Origin of the sequence: Allocatenococcus thiocycli, from assembly GCF_921292965.1 — a bacterium.
Classification (GTDB): Bacteria; Pseudomonadota; Gammaproteobacteria; order Enterobacterales; family Vibrionaceae; genus Vibrio; species Vibrio natriegens.
This window is the reverse complement of record NZ_CAKLCK010000005.1, coordinates 57181-79638: the sequence shown is the minus strand read 5'-3', so window position 1 is coordinate 79638 and position 22458 is coordinate 57181. Positions and strand designations below refer to the sequence as shown.

The window sequence follows — 22458 nt, the reverse complement described above, 5'->3', positions numbered from 1 at the left end:
TGAGTTAAATTGAGCCCCAAAAGATAACTCTTGGGGCTTATCGGGGTTAAAGTGTCATGTTTTTAGTCATACCCGCTTCAGCGTGGCCCGGAACATTGCATGCAAGCTCTACATTTGTATCACCATGGAAATGCCACGTTAGCTGTTTGGCTTTTCCTGGCTCGACAGTGACTGAGTTGCCTGAATCATGCATGTGTTGGCCGCCCATTTTTCTCATCATTTCTCGGTGTTCTAACTGCTCTTTTGCAGAACCAATCGTAAATTCGTGGTTGATTTTTCCGGTATTCATAACCACAAACTGAACAACGTCATTAGGTTCAATGTTTACCTCTTGTTTAAAGGTGATTTTCATATCGTCTGAGAGCATGACATAAGCAATTTTAGTCGGTTTTACGCCTGGGGCAGGCATGCCGACATCTGACATCCCTTCTGAACTCATCGTATTGCCATGATCCATTGTTCCTTGGTTAGTCATTGTCATATCCGCTAGTGCAACAGAAGAGCTTACCGTCAGGGCAATAGCTAGTGCGAGTTTTTTCATATGTATATTCCTTAATATTGGAGCTGATATTTACTTTGTTTCATGCTGTTTCCACAACTTAAAGATTGCTGGGATAACGAGCAGAGTCAGTAGCAGGGCAGATGCCATACCACCAATCATGGGTGCAGCAATGCGCTGCATAATTTGGGAGCCGGCGCCTTCTCCATACATAATGGGGATAAGGCCAATAATAACAGTGATGACAGTCATCATTACCGGGCGGACACGCAGTCCGGCACCTTCGCGAATGGCGTTGTTCAGGTCATCAGGCAGTAAGGGCACTTTTTTATCCTGAGCTTTAAGCTTGGTGAAGTGCCAGGCCTGATTCAGGTAAACCAGCATGATCACCCCAATTTCTACGGCCACACCTGACAGAGCTATAAAGCCGACCCCTACAGCGATAGACATGTTGTAATTGAGAGCGTACATCAGCCACAGCCCGCCAACCATCGCGAGTGGCAGTGTCGTCATTATGATCAGTACTTCTCCCACACGACCAAAGCTGAAAAACAGCAGTAGCGTAATAATGGTGAGGGTAATTGGAATAACAATGCTGAGGCGCTGTTTAGCACGTTCCATATATTCATACTGACCAGACCAGGCAAGTGAATACCCTGATGGGAGTTTCAGCTCGTCCGCCACACGCTTTTGAGCCTCACTGACGTAAGAGCCCAGATCACGGTCTTCAATGTCGACAAATACCCAGCCATTCGGGCGGGCATTTTCGGTTTTAATCACAGGAGGACCGTCTTCATAGCGAACATCTGCGACATCAGCCAGCGCAATTCGGGCACCGTTTTGAGTGACTAATGTTAAGTTTTGCAGTTTATCGACAGAGTCGCGGTAGTCTTGTGGATATCGAACATTGATAGGATAACGCTCAAGCCCTTCAATGGTTTCACCCACATTCATTCCGCCAACAGCCGTTGATACTACTTGCTGAACATCTTTAATACTCAACCCATAGCGTGCAGCGGCGCGACGTTTGATATCCACAGTCACATAGCGCCCACCGGCAACACGTTCTGCGTAGACAGAGGCGGTACCTCTGACACCATTTAAGATAGGTTCAAGCTCAGAGCCAATACGCTCAATCGTTTTTAGCTCCGGACCGACAATTTTAATACCAATAGGCGTTTTGATCCCGGTAGAGAGCATGTCTATACGAGTTTTAATCGGCATTACCCAGGCATTGGTGACACCGGGGAACTGGATTAGACTATTGAACTCTTTACGCAGAGATTCTGTTGTGACTCCTTCTCGCCATTCTTCGCGAGGTTTCAGTTGAATAACCGTTTCGATCATCGTCAGTGGTGCCGGGTCAGTTGCAGTATCAGCACGGCCAACTTTACCCCACACAGATTTCACTTCCGGAACGGTTTTTATCAGCTTATCCATTTGTTGCAATAATTCACGGGCTTTACCAATGGAAATACCAGGGAAAGTGGTTGGCATGTACATTAAATCTCCCTCATCCAGAGGAGGAATGAATTCACTGCCAAGTTTGCTGGTTGGATAGTAAGCGGAAGCCATCAGGGCAATCGCGATTACGATCATCGATTTTGGATAATTCAGACTAATGTTAAGCAGCGGACGATACAGCCCAACCAGTATTCTGTTCACCGGATTCTTATGTTCAGGGAGAATTTTACCTCGAATAAAATAGCCCATTAATACCGGCACTAATGTCACCGCCAGACCCGCCGATGCGGCCATTGCATAGGATTTAGTGAAAGCGAGAGGTGAGAACATCTTGCCTTCCTGTCCTTCGAGTGCAAACACTGGCACAAAGCTTAACGTGATAATAAGTAGCGAGAAAAATAGCGGGGGCCCCACTTCCTGAGCCGCATCCCCAATGATTTTCCAGCGGTTCTTATCGGTGAGCGGTGTTCGTTCTATGTGCTTGTGCACATTTTCTATCATTACGATGGCACCATCCACCATCGCGCCTATCGCAATGGCAATACCACCCAGTGACATGATATTCGCGTTGATACCCTGCCAGTGCATAACGATAAATGCAGACAGGATCCCGACAGGCAGGCTTAGCGCGATAACTAAAGATGAACGAATGTGGAACAGGAACAGTGCGCAGACAATTGCCACAACAATGAACTCTTCCGCCAGTTTTTTCCAAAGGTTATCGACGGCTGCATTAATGAGCGTTGAACGGTCATAAGTAGGAACAATCTCAACACCTTCTGGCAAGCTAAGTTTCAATTCCTCCAGTTTGGTTTTGACATTACTGATTACCTTGCTTGCATTCTCGCCAAAGCGCATGACAATAACGCCACCCACAGCTTCACCTTCACCGTTGAGTTCAGAGATACCGCGGCGCATTTGCGGACCCACTGAGATATCAGCGATATCACCTAGCATCAGAGGTGTCCCTTCTTTCGTTACTTTGAGTGGTAACGCCTGGATATCCTCAATACTGGTCAGGTAACCGGTGGTACGGACCATATGCTCTGCTTCAGCAACTTCTATGACGGAGGCCCCGGTCTCCTGGTTACCGTTTTTAATGGCCATATTCACTTGTTGAAGTGTCAGGTTATAGGCCCGCAGTTTTGTTGGGTCAATCTGGATTTGATATTGCTTAACCATACCGCCAACGGTGGCCACTTCTGATACACCATCGACAGTTTGCAGTTCGTATTTTAAGAACCAATCCTGCAAACTGCGTAGCTGCGCTAAGTCATGCTGCCCGGTTTTATCCTGCAATACGTAACTGAACACCCAACCGACACCAGTCGCATCTGGCCCAAGTGTGGGTTTGGCACTCTCAGGTAACTTAGGTGCAACCTGACTTAAGTATTCCAGCACCCGGGAGCGAGCCCAGTACATATCGGTTTTATCATTAAAAATGATATAAACATAGGAGTCACCGAAGAAGGAGTAGCCACGAACGGTCTCTGCACCGGGTACTGCAAGCATCGCTGTCGTAAGCGGGTAAGTCACCTGATCTTCCACTACTTGTGGTGCCTGTCCCGGATAGCTGGTTTTGATGATAACCTGTACATCGGAAAGGTCCGGAATGGCGTCAACTGGAGTATTTTTAACACTAAACAGGCCCGCTGCGACCAGAGCAACCGTTGCCAGTAGCACGATAAGCCGATTGCTCAGGGACCAGCGAATAATGGTGTTGATCATTGCTCGCCTCCCAGATGCTCAATCTCTTTTAATGAATAATTGTCCTTATCTTTTTCAACTAGAAACCGGACCTGGTCACCCTCCTGAAGACCGGATAGCTCAACGTCGGGGTCAACGTTGAAATTCATTTCTCCTGCATCCCAGTGCCATTCGGTTACAGGTAAATGCTGAAGGGTAATCATGCCGAACTCTTTCATCAGCATGGTGATGTTGGCTTCAACCCACACACTTTGGTTGCTGTTACCGACACCATCAATGCGAGACAGATCAGCGGATTGACTGGACTCTGAATCTAACAGGAATTGGGCGGAGGAAACGACGTTACTTTTATCGGTTAGCCCTTCAAGAACTTCGACCTCATCTCCGGCTTCACGTCCGATACGGATACGCGCAGAGCGAAACTTACCGTCGCCTTCAGACAGTACAACGCGCGTCATGCCACCGGAACGAATGACGGCTGATTTTGGAATGGTCAGTACGGATTCATCGGTGACAGGCTGTAAGGTGATCTTGGCAAACATGTTAGGTTTCAGCTCACCTTGTGGGTTGGGGAATTTAAGGCGTAGTCTGAGAGTTCGGGTTTGCGGATCTAAGATAGGATAGACGTAGTCAATCTCACCGTTCCATTCCTGTCCTGGAAGTGCATCCAGCGTCATTGTTGCTTTACTGCCGGCTTTCACCCATTGTGACTGACGTTCAAAGACCTGAGCATCAACCCACACGTTATCAAGCGGACCTGCACTTATCACGGTTTGAGCGGGTGACAAATACCCACCCTCACGAACATTTAAGCTGGCAACGATGCCGTCTGCTTTTGCTTTAATGTCAATGGACTGAGACGCTCTGCCACGTTTTACGATGGATTGGATTTGTGGGCGGTCTACGCCTAATGTGATGAGACGCTCAGTTGCGCCTTTGATTAATCCGCTACGACCGGTACGGTAAGCGTTAAGAAGTTCTTCCTGCGCCTTAACCAGTTCAGGTGAGTAAAGAGTAAATAGTACATCCCCCTGATTCACTTTATCGCCGATAGCGTTGACGTTAAGTTTTTCTACCCATCCCGAAACACGGACGTTGATTTGCCATAAACGGCTTTCATCGAACTCAATGTAACCCACAGTATCAATGCTTGGTGACAGCGGGGTAAGCTGAGCCTTGACCACTTTGACACCTAAGTTGTTTTCAACGGAAGGATCAATGGTAACCGTTCCTGGTTTACTTTCTCCGGCACCATCTTCGGCATAAACGGGAATTAGGTCCATACCCATTGGGGATTTGCCCGGCTTATCGCGTTTGTAACTTGGGTCCATGGGTGCGACCCAGTAAAGGGGCTCATTGCTGGCTTTAGCATTACTTGCGGTATTGCTGGTTGTCTCATTACCTGAAGCCGAATGCGTTAATATCGTTTGAGCACCAAAGCCCAGTGTCGCGCCAAGAATGAGCGCAATGGTTGTTACGTGAATAGTTTTCATTAGTTGACCTCGTTATTACTGCTCTGACGATGTAGCGAGTTGTGGCGTATCCACCTGATATTGATAGCTATTGAGTAGCGCTGACAGATTGTTATTCGTCAGATTTAAATCGGTGATAAGGCGTTGATATTCGAGTTTTAGAGCGAGCTCGTCTCGGGTGGCGAGGATCACATCATTGAATTGTGCGGTGTTGTTCTGGTAACCGCGTTCGGTGGCTTTTACCTGAGAAATAGCCTGAGGTATCAGTGTTGATTCAAAACGTTCAATGCGTTGTGACAGGTTGTTTTGATCAACAAATAACGAGTTGACCTTCGCATTGAGCTGTTTGAGCAAGGTATCTTTTTGAGATTGTGCAGCTCCAACCTCATATTGAGCTGCGGCTAAGTTTTGGTCCTGACGGTTTCCTGTGAATAGAGGAACGTCCATAGTGATAAAGGCGCTGACCACATCCGATGCCGGTTCTCCTTTCATGTTGTTGGCCTGACGATAGCCATACGACATTTCCACACCAAATTGCGGTGTGTAGGACTCTTTTGCAATATCGACCTGAGTGCGGCTAGCTTCAATGGTAGCATCAACCATACGAACCATTGGGTATTGGTTAAGTCGCGAGTAATAGTTGCCGTTACTCGTGGTGTTTTCCAACGTCTGCAAAGCTGACCAGTCCAGAGTATTCGAAGCCTGTAACTGATTTGCACTGAGTAACCAATCAGATCCAAGCCACTCGGATAACTGAGCAGTCAGTCTTTGTTGTGTCTGTGCATTAGCCTGAAGTTTCTCATCAAGTTTAGTGACCTGAAGCTGGGCGTTAATTAGATCCTGAGCTTCACTTTTACCTATGGCGTAATTGGTTTGAATGAAAGCTTCCAGCTCTTCCAGTAGTTGTTTGTTTTCAAACAGGATATTATGCGCTACCTGTTGATAACCCAATTCCAGCCAGACTTTTGTGATCGAATTGATAATTTCCAGTTCTCTGGCGGTCACTTTTAATTCGATTCCACTGGCTTGCTGGTTGGCTTTAACGCTGTTTAACTCAAGCGTATCCCCACGGCCAAATTGCTGTGAGATACCAGCAGAGATATTGGTCATCGCATCTTCATCGAATGCGAAATTGTCTACCGGCAGGCCGGATACCCCAAATTTGAGCTTTGGATCTTGCTGGGTAGAACTGGCTGTACCTGTTGCTCGTACAGCTTGTGCCTGTGCATAAAATTGACGGCGAGAATCGTCATTCGTCAGTGCTGTCGCGATAATTTGAGACAGTTGATTGGCGGCCATAGACTCTGCGTTACCTGGTTTTTGCTCACCAGCGTATACAGACGCAGTCGTCCATGCCACTGCGCTGATAGACAGCGCCAAAAGACATTGTTTAAATTTCACTTTTTTAATCCATCACAGAGCGCGTGACGCGCACGAGAGCTTTTCCGTACGAATTTACGGAACCTAAATGTTTAAGATGGATTTATGCTATCGGAGGTCGATAGAGGCTTTGCGTCTTACGGATAACATCACCAGAGGTTGGTGATGTGACCAGAGCGAGTGAGGTACTTACAGTGATTAAAACATGAGGTATGGTCAGAGTCGCCACAGAGGCTACGCAGGTAGTGTCACAGCAGCTTTGGGCTGTATCAGAGACGACTTCACAGTGCCCTTTAGTGCTTACAGTGTCTTTTTCCTCAAGAGTTTGATGATGAGATGACATCTGTTGTGCCTGACAACTCATTAAGGAAACCATTTGTTGTAAGTCGTGCGAATTTGCGCTGTTCATCACTGTTGAACCTGATGCAAATCCAGACACAAGCAAAGCTGCTAATGTCCAGAGAGTGGTCCAAGTTGTCGGAATGAAATTTAAGCGCATACTCTATATCTATTTTTGAATGATAGTATTAAGTAGATCGATACGATCCTATATATGTCCCAATAAAATCGATTTAAATTACTGCAAACTAAAACGCGATTCTACTTATTGGCTTTAAGTAATACAACAAAATATTTATTGCTATCGATTATTGTCACGCTCTACATAATGTACTTTAACATTAACCTTACCCACGTATTCCAGCTCACCATTTTCATTCATTCGCTCTTGTACTGTTACGAAGCCGGCATTCTCTAAATGTGTGCTGTTTGAATTCACATTGAAAGTTAGAATGAGGAGTTCATTATTTAGTTCTTGTGCGGACATAGCTTTTAGAAGATGCAGCTCAGATAATGCTAGTTGATAGGCTTCATCTGACGTTGACGTCGGAGCAACAGCGACAGTTTTCATGACTTCGCGGCTGATGTAGTTACCACCGATGTACAACGGCTGTGCGAATACAGGTACAGCCGTAAGTGTCATTATAGAAACAAGAAGAGCGGTTTTGATTGTGTTCATGTTTTTGTCCTCAGAGTTATGATTTTCAGCACTGACATTCTTAAACACCAATGCTGACATTATTCTTTCTGAGAAATGACTTTTTTGTCATAAAGCGTAGATTTGTAAACCAGTAATTGGCTTATATAAAAGTGTATTCAATCAATGAAGGAAGGCGTTTTACATTAGTGATTTGGCAGAGAAAAAGGAGTTTCCCCTACGTAAAGTAATTCGTATTTAACTAAATTAAGTAGAAACCCTAAATTGGTTTTGTCCAATGGCGTGCCAGAGAAGTGGTCCCCAATTTTGTGATCCCCAATTTTCGGACATGACTTTAAGTGATTGATCTGTTTTGATACTACCCAACAATACTGGAACAGATTATGACTAGAAAACGTAGAAACCACTCTCCTGAATTCAAAGCTTGCTGCCGCCAAAGGTGATAAAACTGTCGCTGAGTTAGCGCAGAAGTACAACCTGCACCCTAACCAAATCTCAACATGGAAGAAAGAGTTGCTTGAAAATGCTGTCATGATTTTTGCCTCTAAAAGTCAGTCGGGCAAGGACAGCTCCGAAGAAGTGGACAAACTCCACGCCAAGATCGGTCAATTGACTATGGAAAATGATTTTTTGGCCAAAGTGCTCGGTCGCTAGACCGAGCACAGCGAAAGAGTTCGCTGGATAAATCCACCCAGTTACCAATAAAGCGTCAGTGCGAGCTTCTCAATGTTGCTCGCTCTACGGCTTATTATCAGCCTGTCGGACTCTCTGTTGAAGAGATTGAATTACGTCGTATGATTGACGAGATCCACCTTCAATATCCGTTCATGGGCAGTAGGCCTATTCGAACCGAGCTGGCTAAAAAGGGCCACAACGTTAATCGCAAGCGTATTGTTCGGATCATACTAGATATGGGCATTGGAGCGATTTATCCCAAGCAAAGCTCACAAGGTTTACCCCTACCTGTTGTGTGATATTGAAGCCACTTACCCGAACCAAGCTTGGGCTATTGATATCACATACATCCCAATGCCTAAAGGGTTCCTGTACCTAGTCGCCATTATCGACTGGTATAGCCGTAAAGTGTTGTCTTGGCGCTTCGAACACCATGGATACAAGCTTTTGCATTGAAGCTCTTGAAGACGCGCTTCAACACTACGGGCCACCTGATATCTTTAACTCCGATGAGGGTAGCCAGTTCACCAGTTCTGACTTCAAGGAGAAGTTACTTGACCACGGAACGGATCAGCATGGATGGAAAGGTCGCTGGGTTGATAATGTCTTTATCGAACGACTATGGCGAAGCCTAAAATATGAGGAGGTTTATTTAAAAGCTTACACCACACCCCGAGAGGCAGAACTTGAAATCGGTCTCTACATGGTGTTTTATAATGAAGAGCGTAATCATCAAGGACCCAATGACCTCACTCCTGATGAAGCCTACTTCGGCAGGCAAAGATACGCTGCATGAGCAAGATCAACCACTTAAGAAATTAGCTTATGTGTCCAACCATCGGGGTCCACTTCTATGTACGTCTTGCTAATCGCGAAGAGAAATACTCAATACAAGAATTCGGTGATGAATATCTTCAGTACATGAAGCTTACTCCCGGTTGGTTTCCTAAACAGCTTTAGATTTTTCAGACAAAAATTATTTAAGGAGAATCGTATGAAAACGTTGATTACTACCATTGCAGTCTCGGCCGTGTTGGCATCGACACCTATTGTTGCCAGTGCGCATCAGGAAAACCACGGTGCGCAACAAGGTGGAATGGCGATGGGAATGATGAGTGGCGATCAAATGGATGTGATGCACAATCATATGCACGAAATGCAATCGCTAATGGCAAGTATTAAGCAAGAAAGTGACCCTGAAAAGCGTAAGCAATTACTACGAGAACACCACAATAGTATGCAGGAAGGTATGCATATGATGATGGGAGATACGAGCGCACAGCATGATCAAATGAAGGTCGATGAACGCATGAATATGATGGAACAGAGGATGGGCATGATGAATATGATGATGGAACAAATGCTGGAGTCGGATGAAATCCATCAACAGCAGAGTCATGGTCACGAATAAAGTTATCTCCAATCTGATCCTGACTGGGCTATTTTTACGGTAACGGAACCTATTGTGTCGTAATTTTTAGCTCTTCATAAAGGTTGATTAGGCATGAAAATACAAATAAGGCAACTACGGTGGGGATGGCTTCTTACCACCCTTGTATTAGTCGGTTGTGATATGTCGGTTAGCCACATGTATTCCACAGTAGATAAGAGCCGCACATACCCTACAAACGGTGAACAGATCTATTTCACCGGAAGAAGTCAAACCGGAAGCATGATTGCTTATCAAGGAGGGAATATGCGCGCTCGGATGCATTTTACTGCTTGTGCCGACTGCCATGGCGAGCAACGCGAAGGTGGTCGGCGGATGTATCCGTCTTTCTGGCAGAAGGCTCCTTCATTGAAAGCCGAGGTTTTGTTTGGCGAACATAGTGATGGACATGGCGATCATCCGGCATACAACAAAGAAAGTCTTAAACAGGTGATCATCTTCGGTGTCAACCCGTCCGGAGAGCATCTGGATTCGACAATGCCGCGTTGGATGATGAGTGAACAGGATCTAGATGATTTAGTCAATTATTTGGCCGAAGGTACTTCGGGGACAGAGGCGCAGGATCACTAACCTTTCTAGTGGGTTGTATCAAGCCTCAATAAGCAGAGGAGGTTCAAGTGAACAATTCTCATATCCATAATGAGCATGGCGTAACGTGTGAGCTAATTATCGATGGGGCGACCTGCGCCAGTTGTACCCGAAAGATAGAGCAAGCTTTATTGGAGGTTGATGGCGTAGACAATGCCACAATGAACTTTGCTTTACGTACCGTGACAGTAACGGGAAGCGCCTCTCCTGAGATGTTGATAAAAGCGGTTGAGCGTGCGGGGTATAACGCCAGAAGTGGCGAAGAAGCAAGCGATGAAGAGTTGCTTGACGACAAAGAGCAAGCAGACTGGGCATACTACAAGCGCTTGATACGAGAAATGACAGTCGCCTTGTCAATTGGTATTCCTTTAATGCTCTACAGTATTGTTGTCGGTGAAATGACAGTCACAACAACCACAGAGCGAATTGCATGGTTTGTCGTCGGATTGCTGACTTTAGGCGTAATGTATTTCTCGGGTAAGCATTTTTACATTGGTGCATGGAAGTCTTTTGTCAACCATAGCGCTAATATGGATACCCTCATTGCACTAGGTACTTATATGGACTCCCTAAGTAAATCAACAAAAAACTGTTTTAAACAAGTATAGATGCGTGCTTATATACGGGCTTTATTGAGGAGCTACCTCGCCCTAAAATGTACTCGCACCAATAGGCAAACTCTAGAAGGCGGCATCAAAAGTGCCTTAGAACCTAACTTGCTTCTACTGGTCGGTCTTACCTGTTTTACATCGCTCTTTGCTGATTAAACATGGAATATCAAGCCAATAAGATTGGCTGATATTCCGTGCCATTCTTTAATATCGCATAGGCGGTTCTCACCGTTTTATTTGCTAAAGCAACCGCTGCGATTTTTTTGCCTCTTCTCTCGACTAAAGCTTGTAGCCAACGCTCTTTGCTTGTTCTGGCTGGACGTTTGGTCACTTGAGTGATAACAGAAAGCGCTCCTTGAAAAAGAGTAGAACGAAGTCGCTTGTCCGCATTACGTTTTGAGATATGCCCAATACGTTCTTTACCACCTGAACTGTGCTGCTTTGGCGTTAGCCCTATATTTGCTGATGCTTCACGGCCAGTGGTAAAATTCTCACCCTGACCTAAACGCACCGCCAGCCCTAAAGCACCGATGGGCCGACACCTTCTAACTTCATCAATTTTTGACAGGTCGTGTCGTGCTTTACCGCTTTTTCGAGCTGTTGTTCCAAAGTGTCAATATGTTCGATTTGCAGCAATAAGTGCTGCCACAGATAATTCAGTGTTTCACGAAAAGCGCTAGGCAATCCATTTTCAGCGTCTTCCAGAATAAAAGGAATGTGCTTGCGAAGCTGGGATAAGCTTGGTGGCACGATAATACCAAACTCTGCAAGTAAGCCCCTGATTTGATTGCTCTGAGCTATTTGATGTGTCTGAGCTAAATGACGAGCTCGCTCCAATGATTGCAGGGCCTGCTCTTCGGCAGATTGCACGCGAGCACCATGAATATGTTCCTGAGAAGCGGCGATTGCGATAGCTAAAGCATCATTACGATCCGTTTTTTGCTTAGTTTGAAAAGGCTTAACGGTTCTTGCGGAAATGATTTTGACTTCGTGACCAAAAGCACGTGCTAGCCTGGCCCAATATTGCGCACTACTACAAGCTTCCATCGCCACCACTGATCGTGGTTGCTTAGCAAGCAGTTCTTTTAGCTTTGCTCGGCTAAGCTCTCGGTTGAAGATGACTTTACCTTTTGGATCTCGTTTGCAGACTTGAAAAACATTCTTTGCTAAATCAATAGCCAATATATTAGTATCTTTCATGTATGGACTCCTTTGGCTAATCTTTTGTCGGATTAAGACCGTACCTCCTCTGGGAGAGGGAGTCCATACATCTGGAACGGCATGGCTTTATTCCATGGTCGTGGTTTTTTCCCAAATTTTGTACCGGAAATGGCACGCCATGTCTATTTCGAAGCTTCCGCTATGATTATTGGCTTAATTGACCTTGGTTTAGCCCTAGAGATAAAAGCTCGGGGGCGAACATCAGAAGCGATTAAGCGGTTAATTGGCTTACAGGCAAAGACGGCTCGGGTAATTCGAGATGGTAAAGATGTTGATATTGCCATTGAGGAAGTACTGCTTGGTGATAACGTCAGAGTCAGGCCGGGAGAAAAGGTTCCAGTGGACGGGGAGGTACTAGAGGGCCACACCAGCATAGATGAATCGATGCTGACAGGCGAACCTATGCCGGTCGAGAAGGCCACTGGTGATAAGGTGGTCGCAGGAACGATGAATAAAAGTGGGTCAATCTTATTTGAAGCAACTAGGGTTGGTAAAGATACTGCGTTGGCTCAAATTATAAACATGGTGAAACGGGCACAAAACTCAAAACCACCTATTGGACGCCTTGCTGACGTCATCTCTGCTTACTTTGTTCCCGTAGTGATGATTATTGCCATCGTCAGTTCCCTTATGTGGCTCAACTTTGGCCCAGCCCCCGCAGTCGCTTTTGCTACAGTATCTGCTACCTCTGTGTTAATTATTGCCTGTCCTTGTGCTCTGGGTTTGGCTACACCTATGTCTGTTATGGTTGGGGTCGGTAAAGCCGCAGAAGCCGGAGTATTGATCCGAAATGGTGAGGCTTTACAGACATCGTCAAAAATAACCGCCATGATCCTTGATAAAACCGGCACGATAACGTTGGGGTCGCCTAAAGTGACCCGTATCTATCTGGCAGAAGCCTCTGATGAAAATGAAGTATTGCAACTGGCTGCCAGCCTTGAGGCAGGTTCCGAACACCCATTGGCGTTGTCGATTGTTGAATCAGCCAAAGATCGGGACTTGGTTCCTGAACAAGCTGAGAAATTTCAGGCGATAGCCGGACATGGAGTAGAAGGCGTCGTCCGTGGACATCGGTTGTTTTTTGGTAACGAAAAGCTGATGCGCGATCAGTCAATTGATATTGAACCACATATCGAAACGGCTCAGCTAATGGCCAAAGAAGCGCAGACTCCTATTTATCTTGCTGTCGATGGTAAGCTGGCTGCAATCATTGCCGTATCCGATCCGATCAAGGAAGACTCCATCAGTGCAATCAAGCGATTGCAGAACAATGGTATCCGGGTCGTGATGCTCACCGGCGACAATAGGGCAACAGCTAAAGCCGTGGCCGAAAAAGTGGGAATTAAGGAGTTTTTCGCAGAAGTCTTGCCAGAAGATAAATCGAATAAAGTTGCAGAGCTACAAACGGAGGGAGAAATTGTTGGCATGACCGGTGACGGTATCAATGATGCTCCTGCTCTGGCCTTGGCCAATGTTGGCTTTGCCATCGGTACAGGAACCGATGTGGCCATAGAAAGTGCTGATATCACATTGATGCGAGGCTCCTTACACGGTCTTGCGGATGCTATAGCGGTAAGTAAAGCAACGTTGCGTAATATAAAACAGAACTTATTCGGAGCGTTTATTTATAACGTCGCTGGTGTTCCGTTTGCTGCCGGACTGTTTTATCCGTTCTTCGGGGTGCTGTTAAATCCTGTAATCGCTGGCGCGGCAATGGCATTCTCATCATTAACCGTAGTGAGTAATGCAAACCGATTACGGTTGTTCAAGGCAAAAGAACATTAACGGGAGGGAATGACATGATAATAATTAATCTACTCGGGCTGCTGTTAATAGGTTTAATTGTCTGGTGGTTTTGGCTGTATAAAGCAAAAGAGGTGACGGCAGATGAAGGAGTGATCTCGATAAAAGTTGAAAACGGTACCTATGAGCCATCACGTGTACGAGTAGAGGCAGGTAAGCCTATAACATTACGGTTTCTGCGCAAAGATGCTTCACCTTGCGCTGCGACCGTGGTGTTTGCCGACTTCGATATTAGTGAAGAGCTGCCACTGAACAAAAATAAAGATGTTTATTTGCCTCCCGGAGAACCTGGAGAGTATAGCTTTACCTGCCAAATGCAAATGTACCGTGGTACGTTAGTTATTATTGATAAAAAATGAGGTGTCGGCGCTGACCAAAGACTGATAAGAAGAATAGGGCTGGATATACATGCCATAAAGTCTCAGTATTAGTATGGTCTTTTATTCGATCCTATTGACCTTTCCCTAGGGGAAGGGTTTATATTTTTAAGTGAGTTTTGTAAATCGATATTGTATCGGTAATTGAGAGGTTGTGATGCTAAAATCGCTGCACACAATTTGGTTGACGGGGCTAACACTGGTTGCTTTAGTGCTCTCCAGTATGCCTGTTAATGCATCTCTTAATTCACCAGTTCTAAATCAGGCTGGTGCGCAGCCGTCACTCTCTCTATCACATGATGCACACATTGATTGTTCATCATCACAACATGAGACTCTCGCTGTAAAAACTGACTGCCATAACACAGCAAATAGCGATGTTTCTGCGCATCAATGCTGTCCCGCAAGCTGTACGGCCAGTTATCCACTCATATCACAAGTTATCGTTAGTCATCATCAAACCTCTCGTTTGATACCTTTCCTTGCGGACACTGTCGAGTATGCCAACTCGGTTACTCGTTCGTTATACCGACCTCCAATAGTCTAAACCCTTCAAGGGCTATCGCTCTGTCCATCGTTACATTCACAAGCTCATTCTAAATGGCGCTTGTCAATATAACCTGCTCAACCACGTCATTAGTTTAACGAACACTTAGTAGCCGTGCTTATAAGCGCGAGAAGGTAACTTCATGAATACCAGAAGATTTTTAGTCTGTTTTTCTGCCTTTCTATTAGGTTCTCATGCACTGACAGCATTTGCCCATGAAGGTACGAATCACACCAAGGAACAAATGAGTGTAGAAGAGGCAAACCAAGATGTTCCGGCATTAACATTGGATTCCGCCAAATTTAAACAAGCAGAAACGCTTTTTCGTACCATTGGTGGTTATGGCTGCAGCGCCTGCCATGGTTTGTTTGCACAAGGGGGTGGTAACGTGGGAGGCAATATACGAGACCACTCATTAAGCCAGATAAATGATGCGCTCAAAAATGAACCGACAATGCAGCTCCTGAATAATGCGCTTAGCGATGGAGAAAAGTATCTGTTGGCGGGATATCTGAAAGCCTTAGGTAATCTACAGCTCATAGAATGGACTATAGATGGTGACGTTTCATACACCGAAGTAAACGTCGACAAAAGCAATACTAATCAACTGGTTATTTTAAACAAAACCTTTGAAACCCTGGATTTGACGTTGAAGCCGATTGGATCTGGCCGTGCATTGTCAATTGAACCTTATGAGACCAAATCCTACTCATGGACCGCAAATGCCGGTGATTACAGATTGAAGTACAAACAGCATGTTCTTGACATGCATGTCATGTTCTAAAAAATTAAGGGAAATTTGATGAAAAAGTATCTTAACATTACCGCAATTTCAGCACTTGTGTTTAGTGTAAATGCCTTCGCTAATCCAGTCGTGGAACTTTATAAATCACCAACTTGTGGTTGTTGCAGTCAATGGGCGGCCACAATGGAGAAAGAAGGCTATCAAGTCAACGTTCACAAACAACACAACTGGGATTCAGTGAAAGCGCCTTTCAATATGCCTAAACAGCTTAGCTCATGCCATACCGCGATTATTGATGGCTATATGATTGAAGGTCATGTGCCAGAGGCAGAGGTAGCCCGTCTTCTAAAAGAACGTCCGGCAAATATATCAGGCATAGCAGTACCAGGAATGCCTCGTTATTCCCCAGGTATGGCTCGTGATGGAGAAGCATATAAAAACTTCAACGTTGTCGCTTTCGATAAAAATGGTAAACCAAGCCTGTATAAAAAATATGACTAACCTGCCACTGCCTAAGAATTTTGGTATTGGCTTATAACATGGAGAATATATTATGAGTTGCTGTAATCGACCTCCTGCAGGAGGCCCCAACAATAACGAAATGGGTTCTATGCTTAAAGGGATAGGTGTGTTGTTAGTCTTGATCTTAGCGTTAGCTTATTTCTTTGGCTAGTGTTCAATTCTTTATCAGGCAACAATCCGGCCACTTACATACTACTGGCCGGATTGTTTTTGCCATGAGACATAACTAACTCGCGGAGCGCAAGGTGATTTGGAAGGTCGTGTGTTGGCCTTTAGACTTTACATTTATCTCACCATCATAGGCGTGCACAATTGATTGAGTGATGGATAAGCCTAATCCAGCGCCAATGCTCCCCAGATTTTGGCGTGATTTATCTGCCCGATAAAAACGATCGAAAATATACGGTAAGCTTTGCTTAGGAATCTCGTCACCCTGGTTACTGACTGATATTGTTAAGTGTTTGCCGACTTCTTGTACTTTAATAATGATCGTCGAATGAGCATAAGCATGGCGAATGGCATTAGAAAGCAAATTGCCCACGGCTCGCTCAAACATATTCTTATCCATGTAAAGTCGCCCTTTACCAGAGCTTACTATCTGCACTTCGGCATCATCAGCGAGTATCTCAAAATACTCCACTAGGCGAGCAAGTTCCTCATGCACTGCGAACACTTCGTCATTGCGATGGATTAGCTTGTTTTCTGCTTTCGCGATGTACAGCAAATCATTGATGGTCTTAGTGATGCGATAGAGCTCTTCCAACGTTGAGGCTATCGCATCCTGATACTCTTCTGGTGATCGGCAGGCTCGCAAAATAACCTGGTTTTGCGTCGTAATATTGGTAAGTGGCGTTTTTAATTCATGGGCAATATCCGAAGAAAACTCGCTTAACCGACGAAACCCCATCTGTAATCGATCGAGCATTGCATTGTGCTTGTTTGCCAAGTCTCGCAGTTCTGTTGGCAAAGAATCAGGATCGATACGGATCCCCATCTGTTCTAGCGAAACTTGCTGAATGTGCTTATTAAGTCCAACGAGCGGTTGAAGCCCTCGCTTTACGATAAAGCTGCTAAATACAGAAGAGAATAAAAATGCAAAGCCAAGTAACCAGAATAGAATCCAATTCAACTTGTCTAAAAATAAAAAGTGGTGATTAATACTCATACCAAGCACTACCACATAATCGCCCGTCTGAAATGCAAAGGCACGAATATTAAGCGAATCTTCGCTCCATTCTATCGCCCGGTCGTTGTTTAAAATTTGTGGCGAGCTGAGGGTATAGGCCCGAACTTGAGGAATCGTTAGGCTTGAGTTTTGATAGATAGCGTTTTTGCCTTTAAACACCCACATGTAGAGTGGGGTACTGTTTGACTGTTTAAATATTGATTCTGGCGACTTTTCTAAATCCTTATCAATGGCATTAAACCTACTGGAGATATAGTTGAAATCTTGAGTGTAAAAGTGGCGTTCTATCGCATAGTGGAGAATGAAAGCCAAAGAAAAATAGGTGACAAGCGTCATACCAATGAACATCAGCACGAGCCTGTTTTTCATAGATAAAGGGAGTGAAAGTTTAGGCATCGGGGATATCTTCTAATTTGTAGCCCATTCCTCTAATTGTGTGAATCATTGGTTTATCGAAAGGTTTATCCACTTTACTGCGCAGGCGTTTGACCGCCACATCAATGACATTGGTATCACTGTCAAAATTCATATCCCAGACTAACGAGGCAATCGTGGTGCGAGAAAGCACTTGTCCAGTTTTTCGCATCATCAGTTCTAATAAGGCATATTCTTTGGCAGTAAGAGGGATAGAGTGTCCTGCTCGCGTGGCAACCCGTTTGATCATATCCAGCTCCAAATCCGCTACGCGTAATATTTGGGGCGAAGCGACCACCTGCGCTGCAGTATGATGACGAAATACATTTTGAATTCGTGCCATTAGTTCAGCGAACGCATAAGGTTTTACCACATAATCATTAGCGCCTAGCTCGAAGCCACGTACACGATCTTCTACTTGTTCTTTTGCTGTCAGCATAATCACTGGCGTGTGAATCCCGCTACTACGCAATGTATTAAGTACCTGCCAACCGTCGAGTTTTGGCAACATAATATCGAGGAGAATCAGATCATACTCTTCACTGGTCGCGTGGTAGAGCCCATCGACACCGTCGTGCACTAAGTCCACTACATACCCAGACTCAATCAACCCCTTTTGTAGATATTCTCCGGCTTTATGTTCATCTTCGACGATCAGTATCTTCAAGTTAACTTACCTATGGCATTAGCGGGATGGGTAAACGCTCAGTATAAATAGATAAAAAAGAGCATGATGTGAGCCACAGTATACTCTTTTCCATTGACATGACATTATTGATTATCACGACGTTCTACATAATGCACTTTGACGTTCACCTTACCCAGGTACTCCAGTTGACCATTTTCATTCATGCGCTCTTGTACCGTGACGAAACCACCGTCTTTCAAGTGAGTGCTTCGTGATTTCACATTGAAGGTCAAAATATTGAGCTCTTTGTTCAGTTCGCTCGCTGGCAACGATTTAAGAGTATTAAGTTCGGATAACGCTTGTTGATAAGCTTCATCCGACGATGACGTTGGTGCGACATAAATCGTTTTCATCTCTTCACGGCTAACGTAGTTGCCCGCCGCGTATAGAGGTTGCGCCAATGCTGACGCGCTGGTAATTGTCATAACAGTAACGAAAAGAGCCGTTTTGATTGTGTTCATGTTTTTATCCTTTGAGTGCTTGTTTTCAGTGTTGACATTATTGAATATCGCCTCTGACACCACCCTTTCAGTAAAGTGACTTTTTTGTCATGAAAGGTAAGTTTTTAATCATGAGCAGGGACAACGGGATTTGTTATATAGGGGGCTTAAAGACTGGAAGCAAATTTGATTAGATTCAATCAAATAGAGAGTATAGCGCGTCCAATTGTACAAGAGTATTGTAAGAGTTTTCTGTTTGATGCAGAGATCTATTGCCCCGGAACCTGATATAAAGCCCGCTGATTGCGAACTATAATTATATAAAGTACCAATCGAGCCAATCCATTATGTGTCATGTTTTACTCGCTCTTCCTTTATTAGTACTGCCAATTTTTTGGTTGGCTCCTTTATCCATCGCGATTCCAGTCTATGGCCTGATTTTTACGATTTCTGTGATCATCTATTGGCTTGCCTATCGCGCGATGCATTTACCCGTTGTTACGGGGGCTGAAGCTCTTCTTCACCAAGTGGGGACAATAGTCGGCATAAAGAACGGGTTATATAAGGTTCGTTTAAACAATGAATATTGGAATGCGCTTTCTGATGAGCAGTTACAATCAGGCGAGCATGTCGAGGTTTGTTCGGTTCATGGAAATACGCTGGACATTAAACGTAGTAAGAGTTGAGTGATACATTGCCAAATGTAACGTCCAGAAATACGTTTATTGATTCCTCCTGATTTAGAGTTTTTACCACTGAAACCCAAAAGGTGATAAAAACCATTTCTACTATTGGCTTACGTATTTATGTCAACCGCTTATCTGTTAATTTCTTGTCTTAAACTTGCTTTTGCCCCAAAGTGAGCTAGCGATAAACGCTGTCTTTGCTTCAGGCTGTGTTTTTGCAATACATGTACGGTTCTTCTCCGCTTAGGTGAGCTTGATATTTGGGTAAAAAGTTGAGTGGGTATCAGGAACCGATGTTTGTCTGATCTTCAACTTAAAATAATCTGTATCTCTTACTCCTCTGGCTCTTCGTCTGAGTAACCCTATAGATACATTGCCAGCCTCAACCCGAGCGTTGGTCAGCTTGTATTTTGCGTAGTTACAGATACCTACTTTTCTTTCTAATATTGAGTCTGCAAAGCTGCTTAGTGACATTATCCGAGTTGACTTTGCTAGACGGCACCAAGCTTCAAGAGCGGCTGTCATGGTCTCGTAACAAGGCTCATCCCATATCGCTTGTAGCTGCTCTTTTAGCATATAAATCACGCACAACGTCTTGTTACTCTCAAGTAAATCGTCGAGTCTGTCAGACTGCTTGTCATCCAATTTCTGTGCATTTTTCAGTAGGAGGAAGAGTGTGCCTTTAAGCATCCTTTTCTCATCGTGCGAGCCAATCCTAAAAGCTTTCGCTCTCTCTTTTCTGATTAAAATGCAGTAGTTTTGCATCACATGGAATCGGTCAAAAACGATGTCTGCATGAGGTAACATTTTTCTTACCGCTGATTGGTAAGCTTGCCCCATATCCATTGATACCGCTTTAATTCCAGCCTTTGTTTCCTCTGATAGTTGCTCGAAAAATGAGATAAGGACTTCTGCTTTTCGTCCATGTTCTACCCAAATTAAATGACCAGAAACAAGGTCGTAAACGACGGTCATATAATCGTGTCGTTTAGCTCTAGCTACTTCATCAACGCCAATGTGGAGTAAGTTCTTTAGTTTCTCGGGTTCTAAAGCTGGCAGGCTTGAACGCAAGTATTCTCTATCGATGTTTTTGACTGTTTCCCACCGAATACCTAAATGCTGAGACACGGCATGTATGCTCATGTGGCGGCATAATCCACTGATAAACTTGCAAAAGCGAGCGGTATAGCGACCTCCTTTAGAGACATAGTCAGTATCTTCAATTAGCCGTCTTCCGTCTTTATCTCTGGTTTTAGCCAGTTCAACTTCTATCGTGCATGGCCGTCCGCTAACAGGCAGATCCTGAAGTCGTCTTTTGACATAGTGGTCTACGGTGCAGGTTGCACCTGTGATTGGATCTTTGACCTTATATCTTCGGTCTCGACGGCAACGAACGAAAACTGATTGGGACACTTCTTCTATTGAACAAGATTCGACACACTGACCTTTAAAGCAAAACAACGAGGAATACAAAGACGACAAAATACACTACAAACTTATAATAAAAATAAGCATTATAAATCATGTGATTATGATAGGTTCATTGATGTTGTTTGACTCATGAAAGCGGAGAAGAGCCCTAGGAGTAATCCGAAGAGTAGAAGTGCTCCTAAGATCGTAACTTGCAATTGTCCACAATTTATTCCGTGCTCTTGCGGAGCAAGATGTGCCTGTAGTTGAGCGACCAACTCAAATTCTATAGCGAAAACCTAGATCGCTCTGTTCGCTGGTGTCCTAGTTTGATCTCACACATAGTTTGACCTCAGACATCGGTTCAAAAGTGAACCAAGTTAGACTCACAGAACAACTTTCCAAATGGAAAAACTTAGATAAAATTTTAAGCATAGTTACAAATTTAACCGATCTAATTTTTTCCATTTATATGTAAGATAAATTCAAAAAGTTAGATTTTAGAGTGAAAAGTTAGATATTTTTTGTGTAGCCCTTGTCTGTAAAGGGATTTCTAACTTTTTTATCTAATTTTATGTTAAGGGTACTTTTGATTGTAGTTTGATGGAAATGTTATATTATAACACTTCGTCAACGTGACGGAGGTCATCCATCGTCATGTATCGTTGAGAGGAAAAGATCTAAGATATAGTGATCTATGCATTGAAAAATGTGGTATCAATCCCCATAGTTGAAGAGCATGAGTTCATCCCATGAATGTAATAACGAAAGTGCATCAAGAAATAAATCGAGTGAGTGTAGATATGGCTGAAGTACGTGCCAGAGTAGATTTTAAAGTCGGGGCTAAGAGTAATATTGATGCTGAAATCCTGTCTTTCCGTGGTTTGAAGACGGATAAAGAGCATGTAGCAGTTATCTTTAAACAAGCAGACCAAGTTCAGGAAACGCCACTGGTGCGTATGCATTCTGAGTGTCTGACCGGCGATGTTTTTCACTCCTCTCGTTGTGACTGTGGTGAGCAATTAGAAGAAACGATTCAACGTATGGGAGAATCGGGCGGTATTATTCTGTACTTACGTCAGGAAGGTCGAGGTATTGGCCTGTACAACAAGATTGATGCTTACCGACTACAAAGTCAGGGTATGAACACCTACGAGGCGAATAACCACTTAGGGTTTGATGATGATCTGCGTGACTTCACTGAAGCAGCTCAAATGTTGCAAGCTTTAGGTGTTAGCAAGATCCGCCTTGTGACGAATAATCCTAAAAAAATCCGCGAGCTCGCCGAGTACGGGGTCGAAATTGTTGAAGTTGTAAACACTTCTGCTCACGTCAAAGATGGTAACGAGAATTACCTCAAAGCAAAAGTCTCTCACGGCAAACACAATCTCAAGGTTTAGCCTTAAAAACAGAACTGTTAACAAGTCATGTTAAAAGCCTCACATTGATGAGGCTTTTTTTTCATCTTAAGTTGCAAAAAAATTGTAAATTTGTATTATCTCGTGACTAAAAGTGCAAATAAGAATAATTAGCACTTCGAATACAAAAAACAATTTGCTCAACAAGGATGCTTCTA

20 protein-coding genes and 2 pseudogenes are annotated in these 22458 nt (G+C 44.3%); 10 read left to right on the top strand and 12 right to left on the bottom strand.

Going from position 1 to position 22458, the window contains the following annotated elements; genetic code table 11:
* Positions 1 to 46 precede the first annotated feature (46 nt).
* The 6 genes from copI to L9Q40_RS03250 form a co-directional block, all read right to left on the bottom strand.
* Positions 47 to 541: a copper-resistant cuproprotein CopI gene (gene copI / locus L9Q40_RS03275; protein ID WP_014204085.1), complete on the bottom strand. Its 495-nt coding sequence runs from the start codon at positions 539 to 541 to the stop codon at positions 47 to 49.
* 30 nt (positions 542 to 571) lie between these two features.
* A complete protein-coding gene (locus L9Q40_RS03270; RefSeq protein ID WP_025767100.1) occupies positions 572 to 3691 on the bottom strand; it encodes an efflux RND transporter permease subunit in 3120 nt (1039 codons plus the stop codon).
* Positions 3688 to 5163 (bottom strand): efflux RND transporter periplasmic adaptor subunit, encoded by a 1476-nt coding sequence (locus tag L9Q40_RS03265; protein WP_025767099.1) that lies wholly within the window; start codon positions 5161 to 5163, stop codon positions 3688 to 3690. The genes L9Q40_RS03270 and L9Q40_RS03265 overlap by 4 nt, the downstream gene beginning before the upstream one ends.
* Before the next feature lie 15 nt (positions 5164 to 5178).
* Positions 5179 to 6543, bottom strand: a complete 1365-nt coding sequence (locus tag L9Q40_RS03260; RefSeq protein ID WP_025767098.1) for a TolC family protein — start codon at positions 6541 to 6543, stop codon at positions 5179 to 5181.
* Positions 6544 to 6625: 82 nt separating this feature from the next.
* Entirely contained in the window at positions 6626 to 7021 is a 396-nt protein-coding gene (locus L9Q40_RS03255; RefSeq protein ID WP_498791997.1) for a hypothetical protein, read from the bottom strand.
* 141 nt (positions 7022 to 7162) lie between these two features.
* Entirely contained in the window at positions 7163 to 7540 is a 378-nt protein-coding gene (locus L9Q40_RS03250; protein WP_025767097.1) for a DUF3316 domain-containing protein, read from the bottom strand.
* Positions 7541 to 7902: 362 nt separating this feature from the next.
* On the opposite strand from L9Q40_RS03250, the pseudogene L9Q40_RS03245 reads away from it, so the two are divergent.
* From L9Q40_RS03245 to L9Q40_RS03230, 4 genes and pseudogenes are all read left to right on the top strand, one after another.
* Positions 7903 to 8990, top strand: a pseudogene (locus L9Q40_RS03245) (IS3 family transposase).
* 198 nt (positions 8991 to 9188) lie between these two features.
* A complete protein-coding gene (locus L9Q40_RS03240) occupies positions 9189 to 9605 on the top strand; it encodes a hypothetical protein (protein WP_498791995.1) in 417 nt (138 codons plus the stop codon).
* 93 nt (positions 9606 to 9698) lie between these two features.
* Entirely contained in the window at positions 9699 to 10214 is a 516-nt protein-coding gene (locus L9Q40_RS03235; protein ID WP_025767095.1) for a c-type cytochrome, read from the top strand.
* A gap of 47 nt (positions 10215 to 10261) precedes the next feature.
* Positions 10262 to 10840, top strand: a complete 579-nt coding sequence (locus L9Q40_RS03230) for a cation transporter (RefSeq protein ID WP_025767094.1) — start codon at positions 10262 to 10264, stop codon at positions 10838 to 10840.
* Positions 10841 to 11009: 169 nt separating this feature from the next.
* Here the strand turns inward: L9Q40_RS03230 and L9Q40_RS03225 are convergent.
* Positions 11010 to 12043: pseudogene (locus tag L9Q40_RS03225) on the bottom strand (IS110 family RNA-guided transposase).
* A gap of 81 nt (positions 12044 to 12124) precedes the next feature.
* On the opposite strand from L9Q40_RS03225, the gene L9Q40_RS03220 reads away from it, so the two are divergent.
* Positions 12125 to 13849: a copper-translocating P-type ATPase gene (locus L9Q40_RS03220; protein WP_498791993.1), complete on the top strand. Its 1725-nt coding sequence runs from the start codon at positions 12125 to 12127 to the stop codon at positions 13847 to 13849.
* A gap of 14 nt (positions 13850 to 13863) precedes the next feature.
* On the top strand, positions 13864 to 14226 hold the full coding sequence (locus L9Q40_RS03215) for a cupredoxin domain-containing protein (protein WP_025767093.1): 363 nt from the start codon (positions 13864 to 13866) through the stop codon (positions 14224 to 14226).
* 260 nt (positions 14227 to 14486) lie between these two features.
* Here L9Q40_RS03215 and L9Q40_RS03210 read toward each other — a convergent pair whose 3' ends face one another.
* Positions 14487 to 14672, bottom strand: a complete 186-nt coding sequence (locus tag L9Q40_RS03210) for a hypothetical protein (RefSeq protein ID WP_148299820.1) — start codon at positions 14670 to 14672, stop codon at positions 14487 to 14489.
* Between the two features lie 261 nt (positions 14673 to 14933).
* On the opposite strand from L9Q40_RS03210, the gene L9Q40_RS03205 reads away from it, so the two are divergent.
* Both L9Q40_RS03205 and L9Q40_RS03200 read left to right on the top strand, forming a co-directional pair.
* The gene (locus L9Q40_RS03205; protein ID WP_025767092.1) at positions 14934 to 15575 is read left to right on the top strand and encodes a c-type cytochrome; all 642 of its coding nucleotides are present in this window, start codon (positions 14934 to 14936) and stop codon (positions 15573 to 15575) included.
* A gap of 18 nt (positions 15576 to 15593) precedes the next feature.
* Positions 15594 to 16037, top strand: a complete 444-nt coding sequence (locus L9Q40_RS03200; protein WP_025767091.1) for a DUF411 domain-containing protein — start codon at positions 15594 to 15596, stop codon at positions 16035 to 16037.
* 247 nt (positions 16038 to 16284) lie between these two features.
* On the opposite strand, the gene L9Q40_RS03195 is transcribed toward L9Q40_RS03200, so the two are convergent.
* From L9Q40_RS03195 to L9Q40_RS03185, 3 genes are all read right to left on the bottom strand, one after another.
* Entirely contained in the window at positions 16285 to 17640 is a 1356-nt protein-coding gene (locus tag L9Q40_RS03195) for a heavy metal sensor histidine kinase (protein ID WP_498791990.1), read from the bottom strand.
* Positions 17633 to 18325 carry a heavy metal response regulator transcription factor gene (locus L9Q40_RS03190; protein WP_025767090.1) on the bottom strand — a complete coding sequence of 231 codons (693 nt, stop codon included), beginning with the start codon at positions 18323 to 18325 and terminating at the stop codon, positions 17633 to 17635. Before L9Q40_RS03190 ends, L9Q40_RS03195 begins: the two co-directional genes overlap by 8 nt.
* A gap of 104 nt (positions 18326 to 18429) precedes the next feature.
* Complete coding sequence (locus L9Q40_RS03185; RefSeq protein WP_025767089.1) at positions 18430 to 18807, bottom strand: DUF3316 domain-containing protein; 378 nt, start codon at positions 18805 to 18807, stop codon at positions 18430 to 18432.
* A 326-nt stretch (positions 18808 to 19133) separates the two neighbouring features.
* Here L9Q40_RS03185 and L9Q40_RS03180 point away from each other — a divergent pair, with 326 nt between their 5' ends.
* Positions 19134 to 19472, top strand: coding sequence for an NfeD family protein (locus tag L9Q40_RS03180; RefSeq protein ID WP_025767088.1), 339 nt, complete (start codon positions 19134 to 19136; stop codon positions 19470 to 19472).
* Between the two features lie 243 nt (positions 19473 to 19715).
* On the opposite strand, the gene L9Q40_RS03175 is transcribed toward L9Q40_RS03180, so the two are convergent.
* A complete protein-coding gene (locus L9Q40_RS03175) occupies positions 19716 to 20954 on the bottom strand; it encodes an ISL3 family transposase (RefSeq protein ID WP_498791601.1) in 1239 nt (412 codons plus the stop codon).
* Positions 20955 to 21634: 680 nt separating this feature from the next.
* On the opposite strand from L9Q40_RS03175, the gene L9Q40_RS03170 reads away from it, so the two are divergent.
* Entirely contained in the window at positions 21635 to 22282 is a 648-nt protein-coding gene (locus tag L9Q40_RS03170) for a GTP cyclohydrolase II (RefSeq protein ID WP_014232379.1), read from the top strand.
* Positions 22283 to 22458: the final 176 nt, after the last annotated feature.

Excerpts from the sequence above, each read along its gene's own strand:
- copI (WP_014204085.1), bottom strand. The coding sequence starts at position 541 with ATGAAAAAACTCGCACTAGCTATTGCCCTGACGGTAAGCTCTTCTGTT.
- L9Q40_RS03270 (WP_025767100.1), bottom strand. The coding sequence starts at position 3,691 with ATGATCAACACCATTATTCGCTGGTCCCTGAGCAATCGGCTTATCGTG.
- L9Q40_RS03265 (WP_025767099.1), bottom strand. The coding sequence starts at position 5,163 with ATGAAAACTATTCACGTAACAACCATTGCGCTCATTCTTGGCGCGACA.
- L9Q40_RS03255 (WP_498791997.1), bottom strand. The coding sequence starts at position 7,021 with ATGCGCTTAAATTTCATTCCGACAACTTGGACCACTCTCTGGACATTA.
- L9Q40_RS03250 (WP_025767097.1), bottom strand. The coding sequence starts at position 7,540 with ATGAACACAATCAAAACCGCTCTTCTTGTTTCTATAATGACACTTACG.
- L9Q40_RS03240 (WP_498791995.1), top strand. The coding sequence starts at position 9,189 with ATGAAAACGTTGATTACTACCATTGCAGTCTCGGCCGTGTTGGCATCG.
- L9Q40_RS03235 (WP_025767095.1), top strand. The coding sequence starts at position 9,699 with ATGAAAATACAAATAAGGCAACTACGGTGGGGATGGCTTCTTACCACC.
- L9Q40_RS03220 (WP_498791993.1), top strand. The coding sequence starts at position 12,125 with ATGGCTTTATTCCATGGTCGTGGTTTTTTCCCAAATTTTGTACCGGAA.
- L9Q40_RS03215 (WP_025767093.1), top strand. The coding sequence starts at position 13,864 with ATGATAATAATTAATCTACTCGGGCTGCTGTTAATAGGTTTAATTGTC.
- L9Q40_RS03205 (WP_025767092.1), top strand. The coding sequence starts at position 14,934 with ATGAATACCAGAAGATTTTTAGTCTGTTTTTCTGCCTTTCTATTAGGT.
- L9Q40_RS03200 (WP_025767091.1), top strand. The coding sequence starts at position 15,594 with ATGAAAAAGTATCTTAACATTACCGCAATTTCAGCACTTGTGTTTAGT.
- L9Q40_RS03195 (WP_498791990.1), bottom strand. The coding sequence starts at position 17,640 with ATGCCTAAACTTTCACTCCCTTTATCTATGAAAAACAGGCTCGTGCTG.
- L9Q40_RS03185 (WP_025767089.1), bottom strand. The coding sequence starts at position 18,807 with ATGAACACAATCAAAACGGCTCTTTTCGTTACTGTTATGACAATTACC.
- L9Q40_RS03180 (WP_025767088.1), top strand. The coding sequence starts at position 19,134 with ATGTGTCATGTTTTACTCGCTCTTCCTTTATTAGTACTGCCAATTTTT.
- L9Q40_RS03170 (WP_014232379.1), top strand. The coding sequence starts at position 21,635 with ATGAATGTAATAACGAAAGTGCATCAAGAAATAAATCGAGTGAGTGTA.